The 16,088-nt window shown below is 39.9% G+C and carries 12 protein-coding genes; 5 read left to right on the top strand and 7 right to left on the bottom strand.

Annotation, left to right across the window (positions count from 1 at the left end; genetic code table 11):
- Positions 1-58: 58 nt before the first annotated feature.
- On the top strand, positions 59-865 hold the full coding sequence (gene lgt / locus AC1EU2_RS07865) for a prolipoprotein diacylglyceryl transferase (protein ID WP_129946741.1): 807 nt from the start codon (positions 59-61) through the stop codon (positions 863-865).
- Complete coding sequence (locus AC1EU2_RS07860) at positions 866-1,717, top strand: thymidylate synthase (RefSeq protein ID WP_480297610.1); 852 nt, start codon at positions 866-868, stop codon at positions 1,715-1,717.
- A gap of 66 nt (positions 1,718-1,783) precedes the next feature.
- On the opposite strand, the gene AC1EU2_RS07855 is transcribed toward AC1EU2_RS07860, so the two are convergent.
- Positions 1,784-2,974, bottom strand: coding sequence for an alginate export family protein (locus AC1EU2_RS07855; protein WP_480297608.1), 1,191 nt, complete (start codon positions 2,972-2,974; stop codon positions 1,784-1,786).
- A gap of 124 nt (positions 2,975-3,098) precedes the next feature.
- A complete protein-coding gene (locus AC1EU2_RS07850; protein WP_480297607.1) occupies positions 3,099-4,355 on the bottom strand; it encodes an MFS transporter in 1,257 nt (418 codons plus the stop codon).
- Positions 4,356-4,454: 99 nt separating this feature from the next.
- Between AC1EU2_RS07850 and AC1EU2_RS07845 the strand changes: the two genes are divergently transcribed.
- Both AC1EU2_RS07845 and AC1EU2_RS07840 read left to right on the top strand, forming a co-directional pair.
- Complete coding sequence (locus AC1EU2_RS07845) at positions 4,455-5,045, top strand: hypothetical protein (protein WP_480297606.1); 591 nt, start codon at positions 4,455-4,457, stop codon at positions 5,043-5,045.
- A gap of 98 nt (positions 5,046-5,143) precedes the next feature.
- Positions 5,144-5,899: a hypothetical protein gene (locus AC1EU2_RS07840; RefSeq protein WP_480297604.1), complete on the top strand. Its 756-nt coding sequence runs from the start codon at positions 5,144-5,146 to the stop codon at positions 5,897-5,899.
- Here AC1EU2_RS07840 and AC1EU2_RS07835 read toward each other — a convergent pair.
- The 5 genes from AC1EU2_RS07835 to metH form a co-directional block, all read right to left on the bottom strand.
- Positions 5,883-6,587 carry a glutamine amidotransferase-related protein gene (locus tag AC1EU2_RS07835; RefSeq protein ID WP_480297603.1) on the bottom strand — a complete coding sequence of 235 codons (705 nt, stop codon included), beginning with the start codon at positions 6,585-6,587 and terminating at the stop codon, positions 5,883-5,885. The two genes, AC1EU2_RS07840 and AC1EU2_RS07835, sit on opposite strands and share 17 nt — an antisense overlap.
- Complete coding sequence (locus AC1EU2_RS07830; protein ID WP_480297602.1) at positions 6,584-7,729, bottom strand: iron-containing alcohol dehydrogenase; 1,146 nt, start codon at positions 7,727-7,729, stop codon at positions 6,584-6,586. Before AC1EU2_RS07830 ends, AC1EU2_RS07835 begins: the two co-directional genes overlap by 4 nt.
- 4 nt (positions 7,730-7,733) lie before the next feature.
- Positions 7,734-9,125, bottom strand: coding sequence for an aldehyde dehydrogenase family protein (locus AC1EU2_RS07825; RefSeq protein ID WP_480297600.1), 1,392 nt, complete (start codon positions 9,123-9,125; stop codon positions 7,734-7,736).
- A 12-nt stretch (positions 9,126-9,137) separates the two neighbouring features.
- Entirely contained in the window at positions 9,138-10,511 is a 1,374-nt protein-coding gene (locus AC1EU2_RS07820) for a glutamine synthetase family protein (RefSeq protein ID WP_480297598.1), read from the bottom strand.
- A 328-nt stretch (positions 10,512-10,839) separates the two neighbouring features.
- A complete protein-coding gene (metH, locus tag AC1EU2_RS07815; protein WP_480297596.1) occupies positions 10,840-14,574 on the bottom strand; it encodes a methionine synthase in 3,735 nt (1,244 codons plus the stop codon).
- Between the two features lie 193 nt (positions 14,575-14,767).
- On the opposite strand from metH, the gene AC1EU2_RS07810 reads away from it, so the two are divergent.
- Entirely contained in the window at positions 14,768-15,922 is a 1,155-nt protein-coding gene (locus tag AC1EU2_RS07810) for a hypothetical protein (RefSeq protein WP_480297594.1), read from the top strand.
- Positions 15,923-16,088: the final 166 nt, after the last annotated feature.

Below are 16,088 nucleotides of genomic sequence, written 5' to 3'. Positions count from 1 at the left end.
TCTGCTCAGATATAGAATCTGAACATGATTTTAACTCATTGAATTTTTTGGAAGCTTTATGGCACTCGAATTCCCACATATTGATCCAATCATGCTGCATTTGGGCACGTATGAAATATTTGGCCATACATTTGAGCCTGCGCTTAGATGGTATGGTTTTATGTATCTTCTTGGTTTTATTGCGGCGATGATTTTACTTAACCGAAAAGCGGATAAGTCAAATGGTCTGTGGACGCGAGATCAGGTTTCAGATCTACTGTTTTATTGCTTTTTAGGTGTCATTTTGGGTGGCCGAATTGGCTATGTTCTGTTTTATCAATTTGATTATTTCATTAGTGATCCAATGTATCTGTTCCGAATTACTGAAGGTGGTATGTCGTTCCATGGCGGCCTAATCGGTGTGATTACAGGCATGTTGTATATTGCATGGAAACAGAATCGTCACTTTTTTGCCGTAGGGGATATGGTTGCGCCTGTTGTGCCTATTGGCTTAGGAGCGGGACGTATAGGTAACTTCATCAACGGTGAGCTATGGGGAAGAGTTACTGATGTACCATGGGCGATGGTATTTCCGGGTGGTGGCCCGCTTCCAAGGCATCCTTCCCAGTTATATCAGTTTGCTCTAGAAGGGGTGGCCCTTTACTTGTTGTTATATTGGTTCAGTAAGCGAACTAAAAAAGAAGGTGCCGTTTCGGGAATGTTCCTTGTTGGCTATGGCGTTTTCCGTTGTGTAGTAGAAACTGTTCGCCAACCAGATGCTCAACTCGGTTATTACCTTGGCTTTATCACAATGGGGCAAATATTATCAGTACCTATGATTTTAATTGGCCTGTATTTAATTATGAGAAACAAAGGACAAAGCTAAATGAGGCAGTACCTTGATTTATGCCAGCGCATTATTGATGACGGAGTGTGGGTAGAGAATGAGCGTACCGGTAAGCGCTGTTTAACGGTCATTAATGCTGATTTGACTTATGATGTTGCCAATAATGAAATGCCTTTGGTTACAACACGTAAAAGCTTTTGGAAGGCAGCGATTGCTGAGTTACTTGGCTACCTTCGCGGTTATGATAATGCAGCACAATTTAGAGCAATTGGATGCAATACATGGAACGCCAACGCTAACGATAATGAAGCTTGGCTGAGTAACCCAAGTCGCAAGGGCGAAGATGATATGGGGTTTGTGTACGGAGCTGTTGCTCGTAATTACCCTAAACCAGATGGCGGAAGTGTTGATTTAATTCGCCAAGTCGTCGATGACTTGTCAAAAGGTATCGATAATCGGGGTGAGATTATTACTTTTTGGAATCCTGGTTCATTCCACCTAGGCTGTTTGAGACCTTGTATGTTTCAGCATCAATTTTCGATTTTGGATGGCACGCTTTATCTAAATAGTTACCAACGCAGTCAAGATGTTCCTCTTGGTGGAAACTTTAACGCTATTCAAGTATTTGCCTTGCTCAAAATAATGGCGCAAATTACCGGCTTGAAAGCGGGTAAGGCTTATCACAAGATTGTGAACGCCCATATCTATGAAGACCAGCTTGAGTTAATGCGTGATGTTCAGCTAAAACGTGAACCTCTCTCCTCTCCTGAATTACACATTAACCCAAAGATTAAGAGCTTTGAAGATCTTGAAACTTGGGTAACGTTAGACGATTTTGAAGTGACAGGGTATGAGCATCATGAAGCCATCAATTACCCGTTTTCAGTGTAGTTTTACCTTCAGGTAGATAAAAAAATAGCAGCCAATTGGCTGCTATTTTTTTATGACAATGAACCTTTACAGATTAAAGTTCACATTCGCCATTAACCAGAATTTTTGAGTATCTGTTGCCAATTCGTCAGCATCATAGTTTGCGTACTTCGCTAATAGAGTTGTTGTCTTATGGACTTTATAGCTAGCAACTAAATCAAACTCAGTACCGTAATCAGCGTTACCTTCTACAGCTTCGAATTGATGATAGAAACCTGCAACATTTACAGGACCTAATTTTGTTGCAATTTTACCGTAGTAATCGGTTACACCAGCATCAGGAGTTTTTAAGAATTTATCAGCAAAACCTTGGAATTTATGAGCGGTTGCCAATGGTGTACTGAAACCATACTCACCTTTATCACTACCGAGTTGCTCAAGGCCTAGCGTGATGTTGAACATAGAAATCTTTAATGTTCCATCAATCGCATAATAGTTCGCGTCATAACCATTAAAGGATTGAGTGGCAATGCTAGCGTGAGTTTTTAGAGAGCCAAACTTACCGTTATAATCGATGCCGTAAGTATTGTTGGAATCAGCCCAATCATCAGCATCAAGCAAATAAGCAAAACCAGTAAACTTATGATCTTTATTCAGCTTATAGTTTAGGTTTAAGAGGTTAAATTTGCCGTCTAGACCACGCTTAGGGCCATCTGGACCAAAAATACGGCTCACGTAATAGATGTAACTGTAATCGGCAGAAAATGCGTCATTGAAGGCATATTGACCACGAACACCGTCAAAAGTTTGCTCGTTTTGACGCCATGCGACACCACCAACAAAACGTTGATTGCCTAAATTGATACGCTGACGACCTAACGTAGCAACGGTAGCACCATCTTTATACTGTACATTTAATTGGTTTAGGCTGGTTCCGGTTGGATCTGCCACAACAGGGTAGCCTGTCTTATTATGATAAGCCGATGCATCGTTATAGTCATCAGCACCGATTGTACTAACATTGTCTACTTCAGCATTGACTGAAAGGTTATTTATAGTACCACTTTTGAAACTGAGTCGGCTTCTCAATGTCGAAGCGTTAGCGTCTTTAGCTGCGCCGTCTTGGTCTACATTTTCAAAACGATAGCGAAAGTTTAGTGTTGTTTTACTGTCAGAAATAAATCCAGAATCTGCTGCAACGGCTGATGCAGCAGACATACCACTTAATACTGCTAACACAACAGCGGATTTTTTAAAGCAGGATAAAGTTTTATTCATAGTTTAGTCCTTTGCAATAGGTTCTATTGCGAAATACTTAAGAAGTTCGCATAACTATATGAGCATTTTTGGTAAATGTGTTTGACTGAAATCAAGCTTAATAAATATTAGAAACTTTTAAAGTTTAAGGAGATTGGTTTGTAAGGGGAGAGCGAAAGTTATCTTTCCACATGAAACTGTATATGAGAAGTGGAGCAGCAATGATACATGGAAGAATACTGACAGACATAAACATACCATTTAAGTTGAGTTTCTCCAGTATTAATGGTGTTAATCCTCCGCAGATAGCAAAGCCTAAATTGTAACAACAAGCAACACCAGAGTACCTTACAGAGGTAGGGAAAAGCTCAGTAAGAATTGCGGTATAAACACCTAGAATGAGGGCTGAACCTATCAACAGAGGTAAAAAGGTAAAAATAATATTGGTTCTGTGGAAATAAAAATAGCTTAAAGGAAATAGGCTGTATACGGCGCAGCTCATTTGTACTAAGGGCAAGCGACCAATTTTATCTGACAGTTTTCCAACTAGTACAGCACAGGTACTTATAATGACAAAACTGCAAAAAACAAAGAAGTGGATTGTGCTTTTCATTACTCTTAAAGAAGGTTGCAAACTTATCAATTGATAAAAAGAAGAAATAGAGATTGCCGCAAGAGACGTTACTAAAAAGCCTTTAAAGACAGATTTAGGATAGACTTTTAGTAACAGATAAATAGGTGAGGATTCTTGCGATTGGTGTTTTTCTATCTCTTTAAAATAGGGGGTTTCTCTAACGCTAAACCTTAAAAGTAAACTGATTAAGCTTAAAATAGCGCCAACAATAAACATGACTCTCCAGCCCCAAGCTAAGAACTGTTGTTGAGTCAGCAGCGAAGACAAAACTGACAGTAACCCGCTAGCCAAAATATTCCCAAATGTTACGCCAAATATAATTAAACTTGTGCTGTAGCCACGTTTTCGAGCATTATTATGCTCAGAGCAGAAAACAACCGCTCCTGGAACCTCTCCGCCTAATGCTAAACCTTGAATGACTCTCAAAGTTGCGAGTAAAAAGGCACCTATGTATCCCATTTGTTGGTAACTGGGTAATAGTGATATAGCGAGTGTCGCAAAAGCCATTAAGGAGATGCTGTAGACAAATGCTGATTTTCGTCCTTTTCTATCGCCTCTCTCTCCGATGATTACACCTCCTATGATTCTACTTAAGTACCCAAAGGCAAAAATCCCAAGAACCGACATGAGTCCTTGGTGCTGAAAATCAGAAGGATAAAAAACTTTACTCAACGTAGGGGCTAGAAAAATAATGAGTGCAAAGTCGTAAAACTCAATACATGAGCTTAGTGTTGTTAACACTCTTACTTTTTCCTGTTGTGTTGTCATCTTATTGATTCATGAGGAGGTTGGTTGCTTTCGAAAGTAAACTATCAAAACTTCCTCAAAATATGGGAGATATCTATATCCTTGTAAGCATTTATTCAGATGAAACCTACTACTATTTTTGAGGTCGAAATCAACCATACTGAAGTTAAGGCTATGAATAAATTAGGAAGAATAGTTGCATTAATAATTTTATCACCTATCTGTCAAAGTGCATTCGCAAGTGTATCTATCCAAGATTCAAGTCTTGTGGGGAATTGCAATACTCATACAGAAATGAAATTTGTCAGTAATTGGGGAAATTGGCGAGTCCAAGCTGTTCAACTCAACGAATTTGGAGCGTTTGTTAAAGTCGATGATGGTTGTACTCCAGTTTCAATTTCTGAGCTTGGGGATGATGGGGTATCTCATATAAGAAAAGTGTTTGCTGATAATTTTGTTACACCTAAAAACTCTTTAACCATTGGTCATGTACTTGGGGAGAATGAAGATTTTGATACCTCAGCTATTTTATCCATGGTCTATATTCCTCGATCTAAATCAAAACATATTGACCCTACTAAAACCTGTTTGTTTTATATGAGTGCAGAGGGCCCTGCGATGCCCAGATATAGGACAATAGAGTTGAATGGTGCAAGGTGCACAATACAAAATGACTTAAATAAACACATTGTGACATTAAAAGCTCAGTGAAGAGTATTGAAAATACAGTTTTAACCTGAGATTAAGTACCACAAAAAAGCATCTATACTCAGTGTTGGACATCCACTTGTTGTACAGGTAAGTAAATAATGACATCAGGAAAGCTATATCAATCTCATGTTGATCTGTTCCCGATCGACAAAGATGACCCAGAAGCACTTGCTAAGCGAAGAGAAAGCTTTGTTAATAGAGCTACTCAAGTTTTTGATGATGAAAAGACCATCAGTGAAGTTAGAGAGAGTATACCTCTTGAGTATCTTTTTGATTTATGGACAGAACTAAAAATTGAAAATTTTTGGGAGATGCGACTCTGGTACTTAAATTGGCGGCACTTTTTAAAGTATCAAGACAGACTAGCTGTGGTGTTTTTCGGCACGTTTACGCTTGAAACACTCAATATTAACCTGAAGTTTGGTAATGAAGTAAAAGAACACGTTGAAGTTGTTTGGGAGGCTCACACACAATATATAGATAAATGTAAGCCAGAAGACGTGAAAGTATTTATTGAACGAGTTAAGTTAATGTGCGAAGCCCCATTGTTGCCAACACTTCTTAAAGACATTGACGATGTTGAATTGAGAAAAACAGCTTATATGCATTATGGTGACTTATATGGTGTACCAGAAAACGATAAAGCCTTATTGGAAAGCTATGCAGAGCAATACGCCAAAGTGATTGTGGCAGATGAAATAGAAGAGATTAAATCTCTGATGAGTAAACGCAGTTCAACCAAAGAGTTGGATGCAATGTGGCAAGACATTATAGAAACGTTCAATTTATCACGCCGCTTTCATGCAAGTGTTTTTGGCAGCGAGGTTGTAAGGCCCATTATCCCATTGAAATAAAATTAATGATCCATTTAGCGATTTGAATGTGGTCACAAGGTAGTTTGAGGGATTGTTGAGCATTCAAATAAGTGTTCTCAGGGTACTGCGCTTTTCTGATGAACATAAGTGCTTCGATGTAACTCTTTGAAAACTCTGGATGCCCCTGAATCGTCAAGATCTGATTGCCGTATTGCAGTAGGTAATTTTCACAAAAGAGACTTCCTGCAATAATTTCTGCTTTTTTGGGCTTTTCAATAATTTGATCTTTATGACTCACCACTAAATTAAATGTGTTCATTTTGGGGCGCTGCCAAGCTTGGGTGATCAATACTGAGTTTGTAGCGACGCCTATTCCCCAACCTTTTTCAGAGGTCTCAACTAGACCCCCCAATGCTTTTGCGATAATTTGATGGCCAAAACAAACGCCGATCAACTTTTGGTTTTGCTCAATCAGCAAGAGGAGCAGATCCGACAGTTTCTGCATCCAGTCCAAATTATCTGATATACAGTGCCGACTTCCAGAAATAAGCCAAGCATCGTAACCGGTTAATGAACTAGGAAATTCATGGTCGATGATTGCGTAAGTATCCCAGTTGATATTGTTTTCAACCGTATTAAAAAGCTGCTCGAACATCTCTGGGTAATCACCGTGATCGGGTTGAAGTTCATCCCTTACATGATCACAAAGAAGCAAACCAATCTTCATAATCTTCCATTCACCGCATTCAAAAATATTTGTTGATACTGCTCGATTGAAAATGAAATAGGGTTTCCTGATGCCGCAGGGTCACTATGAGATAACGCTGCAATTTTTGTTGCATCTTTATCTGAAATGCCAATATCTGCAAGGCTATGTGGGATATCTATTTCATTTCTCAGCCAAATGACCCAGTCAAGGAAGCCGTCGAAATTCTTTTTTGGTAATTCAATGTGATTGGTGATTGGGACGATTTTTGAAGCAATAGCCGCTTGGTTTGCTTTCAAAACATACGGCATCAAAATCGCATTCAATAGGCCGTGATGGGCGTTGTACATAGCCCCTAAAGTATGAGCCAATGCGTGCATTGCCCCTAGCCCTTTTTGGAATGCCGTTGCGCCCATTGTTGAGGCTATTAACATGTGTTCTCTTGCTTCTATGTCATCTCCGTTTTGAACTGCTCTGACTAAATAGTTTTTTATGAGCTTGATACCCTCAACAGCAATACCTTCAGCCATAGGATGGAAACTGGATGAACAGTACGCTTCTAAGTTATGAGAAAGGGCATCCATTCCTGTTGCCGCAGTTAAATTTGAAGGTAAACCTGTGGTTAGTTCAGGATCTAATATGACATAGGTAGGTAAAAGTTTGGGGTGAAAAATAATTCGTTTTCTTTGTGCTTGTGAATCCGTTATTACGGAGCAACGTCCGACTTCTGAACCTGTTCCCGCTGTTGTGGGGATAGCGATAATAGGCAGGGTTCCGTCTGAGTTGGCTTTTTTAAAGTTATCATTATTATCTTCAAAATCGAAAAGCGGCAGCGATTGAGCTGACATAAATGCAATTGCTTTACCCGCATCGAGTGCAGAACCTCCACCAATAGCTACTACACCATCAATATTATTTTCCTTACATGTCTTTACACCTTCACTTACTTGAATATCGGTAGGGTTACCTGTGACAGAGCTAAAGATTTGAGCTTTCAGTTTTAAGAAAATTTCGAGTTGCTTGATAATTGGAGTCGACGCAAGTCCTTGATCGGTCACAATCAATGGCCGAGTAATGTTGAGTGCAGCACAAAGAAAATTGATTTGTTGGACTTGTCCACGACCAAAGACAATTTCTGTTGGAAAGTGCCAGTTGAGAGCCATAACATTATTTCCTTTGATTGATATAAAATGACTTAGGTCTGGTTACTGCGTTGTATCCAAGTACTGAAAGGCTACATCCACGGCCAGAGTTTTTAACACCCGTCCAGGCCAGAGCCGGGTCAAGGTAATCACATTTATTCACGTATATAGAGCCAGTTATGATTTGTTGCCCTATTCCTTTTGCTCTGTGAAAATCATTCGTGAAAACGGAAGCGGTAAGGCCATATCGACTGTCGTTGATGAGCTTGATAGCATCTGCATCATCGGAGACTTTTTGAATTCCTAACACTGGACCAAACGTTTCTTCTGTCATGATATCCATCGAATGATCAACTTGAGACAGCAATTGTGGCGCTAAATATGGCGTTCCATTTTTGTTGCCTTCAAATTTAGAAACATCAATATGAGGAGTTGCACCCTTAGCAATCGCTTGATTTATCTGGGCTCTAACAAAATCTGCAGAACGAGTGCAAACCAGAGGGCCTAAATTCGTATCAGGGTCATCTGGGCGGCCTAACTGATAGTGTTGTGTTCGGTCTATCGCTTGTTCTAACACTTTGTTATATATGCTTTCTGGAACATATAATCGCTCAATACTGCAACAAGACTGTCCTGAATTGTAATAGGCGCCGCTGACAATCGATTCTACTGCTAATTCAATATCGGCATCATCACAAATGTAGGCAGCATCTTTACCGCCAAGCTCGAGCCCCGTACCAAGAAAACGCCCCGCAGCGGCTTTTTCAATTGCACTCCCCCCCTTAACTGAGCCTGTAAAAGCGATGTGATGGATTTCTGTTTCTTTCACAAGATATTCAACTCCAGCATCAGTTAAGTGAAGGTATTGAATAATATTCTTGGGGATACCCGCTAAGTGACATGCTTCTACAATTCTTTCTGCACAAAGAGGCGTTTGAGGGGAGTGTTTTAAGATTACAGCATTACCCGCTACCAATGCGGGTATGAGGGTATTTACTGCTGTGAGCAGAGGGTAATTCCATGGTGCTATGATGGCAATTACGCCGACGGGTACTTTCTCAATATACCTATCAACTCCCAGCTTCTCTTCAGGATAAACGGGTGACAATGATGACTCGGCAATATCTAACATGTAGTTAGCTCGAAAAGCGAACCCTTTAATTTCATCTGCAGACTGAGATATCGGCCGTCCCATTTGCCACGTTATTTCCTTAGCTACTTCATCGCTGAGGCTAACAAATATTTCAACGGCTTGCGCACACAACTGCTTCCTCTGATTTATAGACAGTTGCTGCCAATCTGATAAGGCGTTATTCGCTGCATTAACAGAATGTTCAATATCTTCACGAGTTGCTAACTTGCGTTCAACGAAAATCGAGCCATCAATTGGCGATATGGTTTTTTGAATCTCAGACATAATTCAATCCACTCAAATTAACTCGAAGTAACGTTCGAGTTCCCAGTCGGAAATGTGTTTTCTAAATTCTCTTTCTTCCCACTCCCTCGTTGCAGTGAAATGCTCTACAAACTCATCGCCAAACATCTCTCTTGCGGCTGCAGACTGTTTAAACATTTGCGTTGCTTGTCCTAAAGTTTGTGGGAGTGGATGTTCATGCTGATATTTTTCATCGTAGGCATTTCCTTTTACAGGCTTTGTTGCTTGCCACTTGTGCATGATGCCGTATAAGCCTGACGCTAAAGCTGCTGCGAGTGCTAAATATGGGTTGGAGTCTGCTGCAGCTAATCGGTATTCGATACGTTGGGAGTTTTCATCACCAGGAATCACACGTATTGCCGTAGTTCGGTTATCGACTCCCCAAGTTGCATGTGTGGGTGCCCAATATCCTGGTGTGAGACGATGGTAACTGTTGATATTCGGAGCAAGCAATACTAAAAATTCAGGCATTAACCTTTGCTGACCTGCAATAAAATGCCTCTGAATATTACTCATGTTGTGTTCGTGACTCGGCGCAAAAAACTCGGAATGTCCATTTTTTATCGCGTTCAACGAAATATGAATGTGCCCGCTTTGCCCTGGATAATCTTCTGACCAACGAGCCATAAAGGTCGCCATTAACTCATTCTTCTGTGCCAGCACTTTCATGAATGTTTTGAAGAGTGCAGCCTTATCAGCGGCATTTTCTGCATTATCAACTGAAATCGCAGCTTCAATCACACCAGGCCCAGCCTCTTCATGAAGACTTTCTATTGGAAAGTCCATATCTTCAGCGAGCGATAAGATTTGATGATATAAATCCGAATGAGTGGAGTTCCTGAGCACAGAGTAACCACACCAATCAGGTGAGAGTGTTTTTAAATTCTTGAAGCCTTTTTCTCGGATGGATTCGGGTGTTTCTTGAAACATAAAGAATTCATATTCAAAGCCTGCGTTGACATGAAAACCTTGTTCAGTGGCAAAATGAATAACCCGTTGCAAAACTGATCTAGGGCAAATACTTTGAGCTTTTTTAGTAAACTCACATACAAAAAGTAACGTGCCGTTCTCATCGGGGAGTTCTCTGCAAGATTCTGGAATGATACGCATTTTTGCATCAGGGTACCCTGTATGCCAGCCAGTAAAATGAGTGTTATCGTATAATTGATTCTTACAGTCCCAACCTAACGCAACATCACAAAAATCAAAGCCTTTATCGAGTGATGAGAAGAATTTCTTTTTGCTCATGTACTTGCCGAGCATGTTTCCGTCCATATCAAAAAAGCCGACTTTTACGTGGGATAAGCCCCGAGCATCAACAATTTTTTTAGCATCAGAAATAGATTTAACTTCTCTTGGATATAGCATAATCATCACTCCGTCGGTGTTAACAGAAGAAATGGCTTCAATTTCGGCTCAATAGGACTTTAGGAAACTTAGGCCAATGAAGAATAAATTTGCTTGGTACAAATGAGTATAGACACGGAATAGCCAGCTCTCGAATTTAACGTGGATTTGGCTACTGGTTTAAGAGATATTTGAAATATAAAGTGCTCATTGGTTATAACAGTGAGTTAAGAATTTGTTTGGATAAAGCTGTTTGGTCAAAATTACTATCTGTTTGATAGCTTCACTTTCTTTTTTACTGAAAACCCTTCATCAAAGTTCGTAGTTACAAGATTCGAAGTTTGGTTTTTCAATCAACATCATAATCCAAAACAGGCGCTAACCACTTTTCAACTTCTTCAATGCTCATTCCTTTGCGAGTAGCATAACTTTCAACTTGATCCTTTCCGATATTTGTCACCCCAAAATATCGAGATTTAGGGTGTGAAAAATACCAGCCACTTACGGCAGCAGTAGGATACATGGCGAAGTTCTCAGTTATATTTAGTCCAATGGTTTCATCTGGTTTGAGTAATTCCCATAGTGTGGCTTTTTCAGTGTGGTCGGGACAAGCGGGGTAACCTGGAGCTGGGCGAATACCTTGATACTTTTCTTTTATCAATGCTTCATTATTTAAGGTTTCGTTACTGACATAACCCCAAAACTCTTTGCGTACACGTTCATGCATTCTCTCTGCGAACGCTTCCGCTAAGCGATCGGCTAAGCACTTGAGCATAATAGCGCTATAATCGTCGTGATCAGCTTCAAAGCGGTCAACATATTCATCAATACCATGACCTGCTGTTACGGCAAATCCACCCATATAGTCTTCAACTCGGCTTTCTTTAGGGGCAATAAAATCGGCCAAACAGAAGTTGTGATTCCCTAATCTTTCAATTTGCATCCGTAGGTGATGGCAGGTTTTCAACACCTGATTTCGAGTGTCATCATGATATAACTCGATATCATCGTGATTTACAGTGTTGGCTGGAAATAATCCGATCACCGCTTTTGCTGTTAGCCATTTTTCATCGATGATTTGTTTTAGCATTGTTTGAGCATCGGCGTAGAGTTTTCTGGCCTCTTCACCGACCACTTTATCATCCAAAATACGAGGGTAATGCCCATGTAGCTCCCAACTTCTAAAAAAAGGTGTCCAGTCGATACGCTCAATAAGGTCGTTTAATGGGTAATCATCGAATACGGTGATACCGAGTTTTTTCGGCTTAGTGGGTTGATAGCTTTCCCAGTCGATTTCAGTTTTGTTGGCTCTGGCTTGCTTGATGGACACAATGGATTTGCGTTTGCCTTGCGATAAACGTTTTATTCTTAATTGGTCGTATTCTTGATAAATCGTATCTATTTCGTTTTGGCGAGAAGCATCTTTAATCAATTTACTGACCATAGGCACAGCGCGAGATGCATCGGTGATGTAAATGGCACCAAAAGGGTAGTTTGGAGCAATTTTAACTGCTGTATGAATTTTTGATGTTGTCGCACCACCAATGATGGCTGGAATGGTCAAACCCGCTTTTTCAAATGCTTTAACGTTATGAACCATCTCATCAAGGCTTGGAGTGATTAAGCCTGACATACCAATGATGTCGACGTTTTCTTCTATCGCAACGTTGATAATTTTTTCAACGGGTACCATTACCCCTAAATCGATAACTTCATAGCCATTACAGGCTAATACGACACCTACGATATTTTTACCAATATCATGCACGTCACCTTTAACGGTGAGCATCAATATTTTACCATTGGACTTTCCTTCTACTTTCCCCGCTTCAATATAAGGGTTAAGGTATGCGACCGCTTTTTTCATAACTCTTGCGGATTTTACGACTTGGGGCAGGAACATTTTACCGCTACCGAATAAATCACCGACGATGTTCATTCCATCCATAAGAGGACCCTCTATCACCTCTAGTGGTATGTCGGCATTTATGCGTGCCTCTTCGGTATCTTCGTCAATGTATTCAGTAATGCCTTTCACTAATGAGTGTGCCAAACGTTCGTTGACGGGTAAGCTTCTCCACTCAGCTTTTGCGTGATCCGCATCTGAACTTTTTGTGCCACGATATTTTTCTGCGACTTCGAGTAACAGTTCGGTATTGGTGCTTTCTGGATTCGGGCAAGGCTGATTTAAAACGATTCGCTCAACATGCTCTTTTAGTGCAGAGTCGATATCATCGTAAATCGCTAATTGACCAGCATTAACGATTCCCATATCCATGCCAGCATTAATGGCGTGGTAAAGAAATACGGCATGAATTGCTTCACGAACAGGGTTATTACCTCGGAAAGAAAATGAAACATTGGAAACACCACCTGAGATCATCGCATATGGGCAAGTTTGTTTAATTTCTCTAGTCGCCTCAATAAAATCAACCGCATAGTTATCGTGTTCTTCGATACCAGTTGCGATAGCGAAAATGTTAGGGTCAAAAATAATATCTTCAGCAGCGAAACCGACTTTATTGACTAACACATCATAAGCCCGCTGGCAGATTTCTACTTTTCTAGCTTTAGTATCAGCCTGTCCTTGTTCGTCAAATGCCATTACGATTACAGCCGCACCGTAACGTTTGACCAACTGAGCGTGCTCAATGAAGGCGGCTTCACCTTCTTTTAACGAAATCGAATTGACGACACCTTTACCTTGAATACATTTAAGTCCGGCTTCCAGTACTTCCCATTTTGAGGAATCAACCATGATTGGAACTTTGCTGATATCAGGCTCAGAAGCAATTAAGTTTAGGAATTTTTGCATGGCAAAAACGCCATCCAGCATCCCTTCATCCATGTTGATGTCAATGATCTGAGCCCCGTTTTCAACTTGATCTCGGGCTACATCCAGCGCAGTTTCGTATTCTTCTTCTTTTATCAGACGTAAAAAGCGAGCTGAACCTGTTACGTTGGTACGCTCACCGACATTGACGAACAGCGATTCGGGCTTAATCGTGACTGCTTCGAGTCCTGATAATCGGCAATCAGGTGCTAAGTTAGGTCGTATTCTTGGCGAATACGAGCTTATAGCCGTCTGAAATGCAGCGATATGATCAGGCGTTGTACCACAACAACCACCGACAATATTGAGATAACCACTTTGTGCCCATTGCTCGATAATCTCAGCCATTTGCTCAGGTGTTTCATCATAGCCACCAAATTCATTCGGTAAGCCTGCATTAGGGTGAACCGAAACATAACATTCGCAAATTCGGGCTAATTCTTGAAGGTAAGGCTCAAGTTCTTTTGGCCCAAGTGCACAGTTAAGGCCAATTGATATCGGCTTGATATGCCTAAGAGAATTATAAAATGCTTCTGTAGTCTGCCCGGTTAAGGTTCTGCCTGACGCATCGGTGATCGTTCCTGAAATCATCACTGGCAAACGTTGCTCTGGGTGGCTTGAATATCGTTCCGTCAACACTTTATCAATGGCAAATAAGGCGGCTTTAGCATTAAGAGTGTCGAAGATGGTTTCAACTAATAAAATATCACAGCCACCATCAATCAAACCGTTGGTGGCTTCAATGTAAGACTCAACAAGTTCATCAAAATGAACATTACGGTAACTTGGGTCATTAACATCTGGACTGATTGAACAAGTACGGTTAGTCGGTCCTAACACACCAGCAACGTAACGCTTTATCGCTGTTTGCTGTTCAACTTGCTCACAGGCTTGTTTTGCTAATTGGGCGGCAACTTGGTTAATTTCATAAACCAATGACTCCATTTTATAGTCAGCCATGGCAATGCTGGTAGCATTAAAGGTGTTGGTTTCAATAATATCTGCGCCAGCATTCAAATAATCGATATGGATTTGTTTAATAATTTCAGGCTGTGTAAGCACCAATAAGTCATTGTTGCCTTTAACAGGGCAAGACCAATTACTGAAGCGAGCACCTCGATAGTCTTCTTCTTCAAGTTGATATTGTTGGATCATGGTTCCCATTGCACCATCAAGCAGCAGAATTCTATCCTGTAGATCATCTTTGAGTTGTTGATGTAATTGAGCAGCCTGTTGTGAATTTGAAACCATGTGTTGCAATACCAAACTTAAACATTGAATTGTTTTTAAATTACACTACGGACATCTAGATGTCCATGCTTGCTTGATCATTAAATCAAAAACAGATTAATAAAAAATAATAGAAAATTAAATTAATAGTCATGTTGTAAGTGGATGTTTTTTACTAAAATAAAAATTAGTATTGAAACCTTTTAAGTTATGTATGGCAGTAATTTCGGCAGAAACCAGAGCTCAAATAGATATACTCGTCAACGAGAGAGTAACTACTGGAGATTTTAATTTTTCAGTAGTTGGTAGGCATGGTTGGGTAAGAAGTTACAAAGTTAAAGTTATTGATGGGAAAGTAGCATATTGTAACCGGTCGTCAGCATTCTCGAGATTTATGGGGTGCTTAACTTTTACTCATAGTGGCGGGAGTGCTGAGGTTTTAAAAAGTTATATTCAACAGCGATTAAGTATGGCTGTCATTGCTCCTCATCAGTGTGCGACTGGCAGAATACAAGTTGGACAGGCGTGTAATCATCAACATGCTGGGCAAAGTTACCAACTTAACGCATGTCACATAGATTCTTTTGGAAATGTTATAGATTGCATTGCTAAATCTATTCAAAATAACAACGAAGCTGTGATGTATGTTCGAGCTCTTCTTGATAGCGAAGGTAAGCAACCTTCACTATATCACTTTATGCCTGAGCTTCTCGCCATATTAGACGAAAATGGTAATGATTTATTACCAGAACTAAAGTCGTTAGAGAGTGTAAAGAGTATGTCTCAATTTTTAAGTAAATCTAGGGGCATAAAAATAATAATGAGAGATGTTCGTAAACAATATGCAAATGAAAGTTCTAGAGGCCAAATTATTGACCTAAAATTTGCAAGTAAAAGTTTAAGGTATAATAAGGAAGAAAAGAAACTACATGGTCACCCTAAAGTAAATAAAGTGGTTCTCAAAGTAAAAGATATGGCTTATAACCTTTCTAGTGTCCCATTCGTTTATTCAAATAATTCTCAAAAAAGTTTATCTCGACTTTCAAATTTCCGTAACACTCAGAGAATAATAGAAAGAGAATTAAAAAAGTTAAGTGTTGACCAGCTAAAAAGTTTTAAAAATGAGCTGGAAGAATTAAAAAGTGTATTATTAAACCAGTCTATCGCTGGCGTTGATTCGAGTTTACTATTAATTCCAGCTAAAAATGAGCAAGGAGAAGCCATCTTACATGTCAAATTTGTTGACTTGGCACATGGTGTGCACGAATCCGAGTCACTCAATAATTTTCAAAGAATGCGATCTGAAATGGATCAATCAGTTTTAACATTGATAAATATGGTAGAGCAAAAAATTCACAGTGAAAGCTGAATACCTGTAAATTCAAAATTAGTATTAGATTTTTCACTAGATTGAATACTGCCTATATTTTTGAGGAGCAGATTCGTCAGTGGTTTATTTTGGCTCAACACTTTCTTTTCAAGTTTTCGTTTGGTTAATTCACAAAGTTAATTTCTAGATAATAGTCGGTAATTTC

It is taken from the genome of Parashewanella sp. 2304DJ23-3 (assembly GCF_056591695.1).
Note: the sequence above shows the minus strand (reverse complement) of the source record. Positions and strands in the feature narration are given on the sequence as shown.

Coding starts and splice junctions, on each gene's coding strand:
- AC1EU2_RS07855 (WP_480297608.1), bottom strand. CDS start 2,974: ATGAATAAAACTTTATCCTGCTTTAAAAAATCCGCTGTTGTGTTAGCA.
- AC1EU2_RS07845 (WP_480297606.1), top strand. CDS start 4,455: ATGAAACCTACTACTATTTTTGAGGTCGAAATCAACCATACTGAAGTT.
- AC1EU2_RS07835 (WP_480297603.1), bottom strand. CDS start 6,587: ATGAAGATTGGTTTGCTTCTTTGTGATCATGTAAGGGATGAACTTCAA.
- AC1EU2_RS07840 (WP_480297604.1), top strand. CDS start 5,144: ATGACATCAGGAAAGCTATATCAATCTCATGTTGATCTGTTCCCGATC.
- AC1EU2_RS07825 (WP_480297600.1), bottom strand. CDS start 9,125: ATGTCTGAGATTCAAAAAACCATATCGCCAATTGATGGCTCGATTTTC.
- AC1EU2_RS07810 (WP_480297594.1), top strand. CDS start 14,768: ATGGCAGTAATTTCGGCAGAAACCAGAGCTCAAATAGATATACTCGTC.
- AC1EU2_RS07850 (WP_480297607.1), bottom strand. CDS start 4,355: ATGACAACACAACAGGAAAAAGTAAGAGTGTTAACAACACTAAGCTCA.
- metH (WP_480297596.1), bottom strand. CDS start 14,574: ATGGTTTCAAATTCACAACAGGCTGCTCAATTACATCAACAACTCAAA.
- AC1EU2_RS07860 (WP_480297610.1), top strand. CDS start 866: ATGAGGCAGTACCTTGATTTATGCCAGCGCATTATTGATGACGGAGTG.
- AC1EU2_RS07820 (WP_480297598.1), bottom strand. CDS start 10,511: ATGCTATATCCAAGAGAAGTTAAATCTATTTCTGATGCTAAAAAAATT.
- lgt (WP_129946741.1), top strand. CDS start 59: ATGGCACTCGAATTCCCACATATTGATCCAATCATGCTGCATTTGGGC.
- AC1EU2_RS07830 (WP_480297602.1), bottom strand. CDS start 7,729: ATGGCTCTCAACTGGCACTTTCCAACAGAAATTGTCTTTGGTCGTGGA.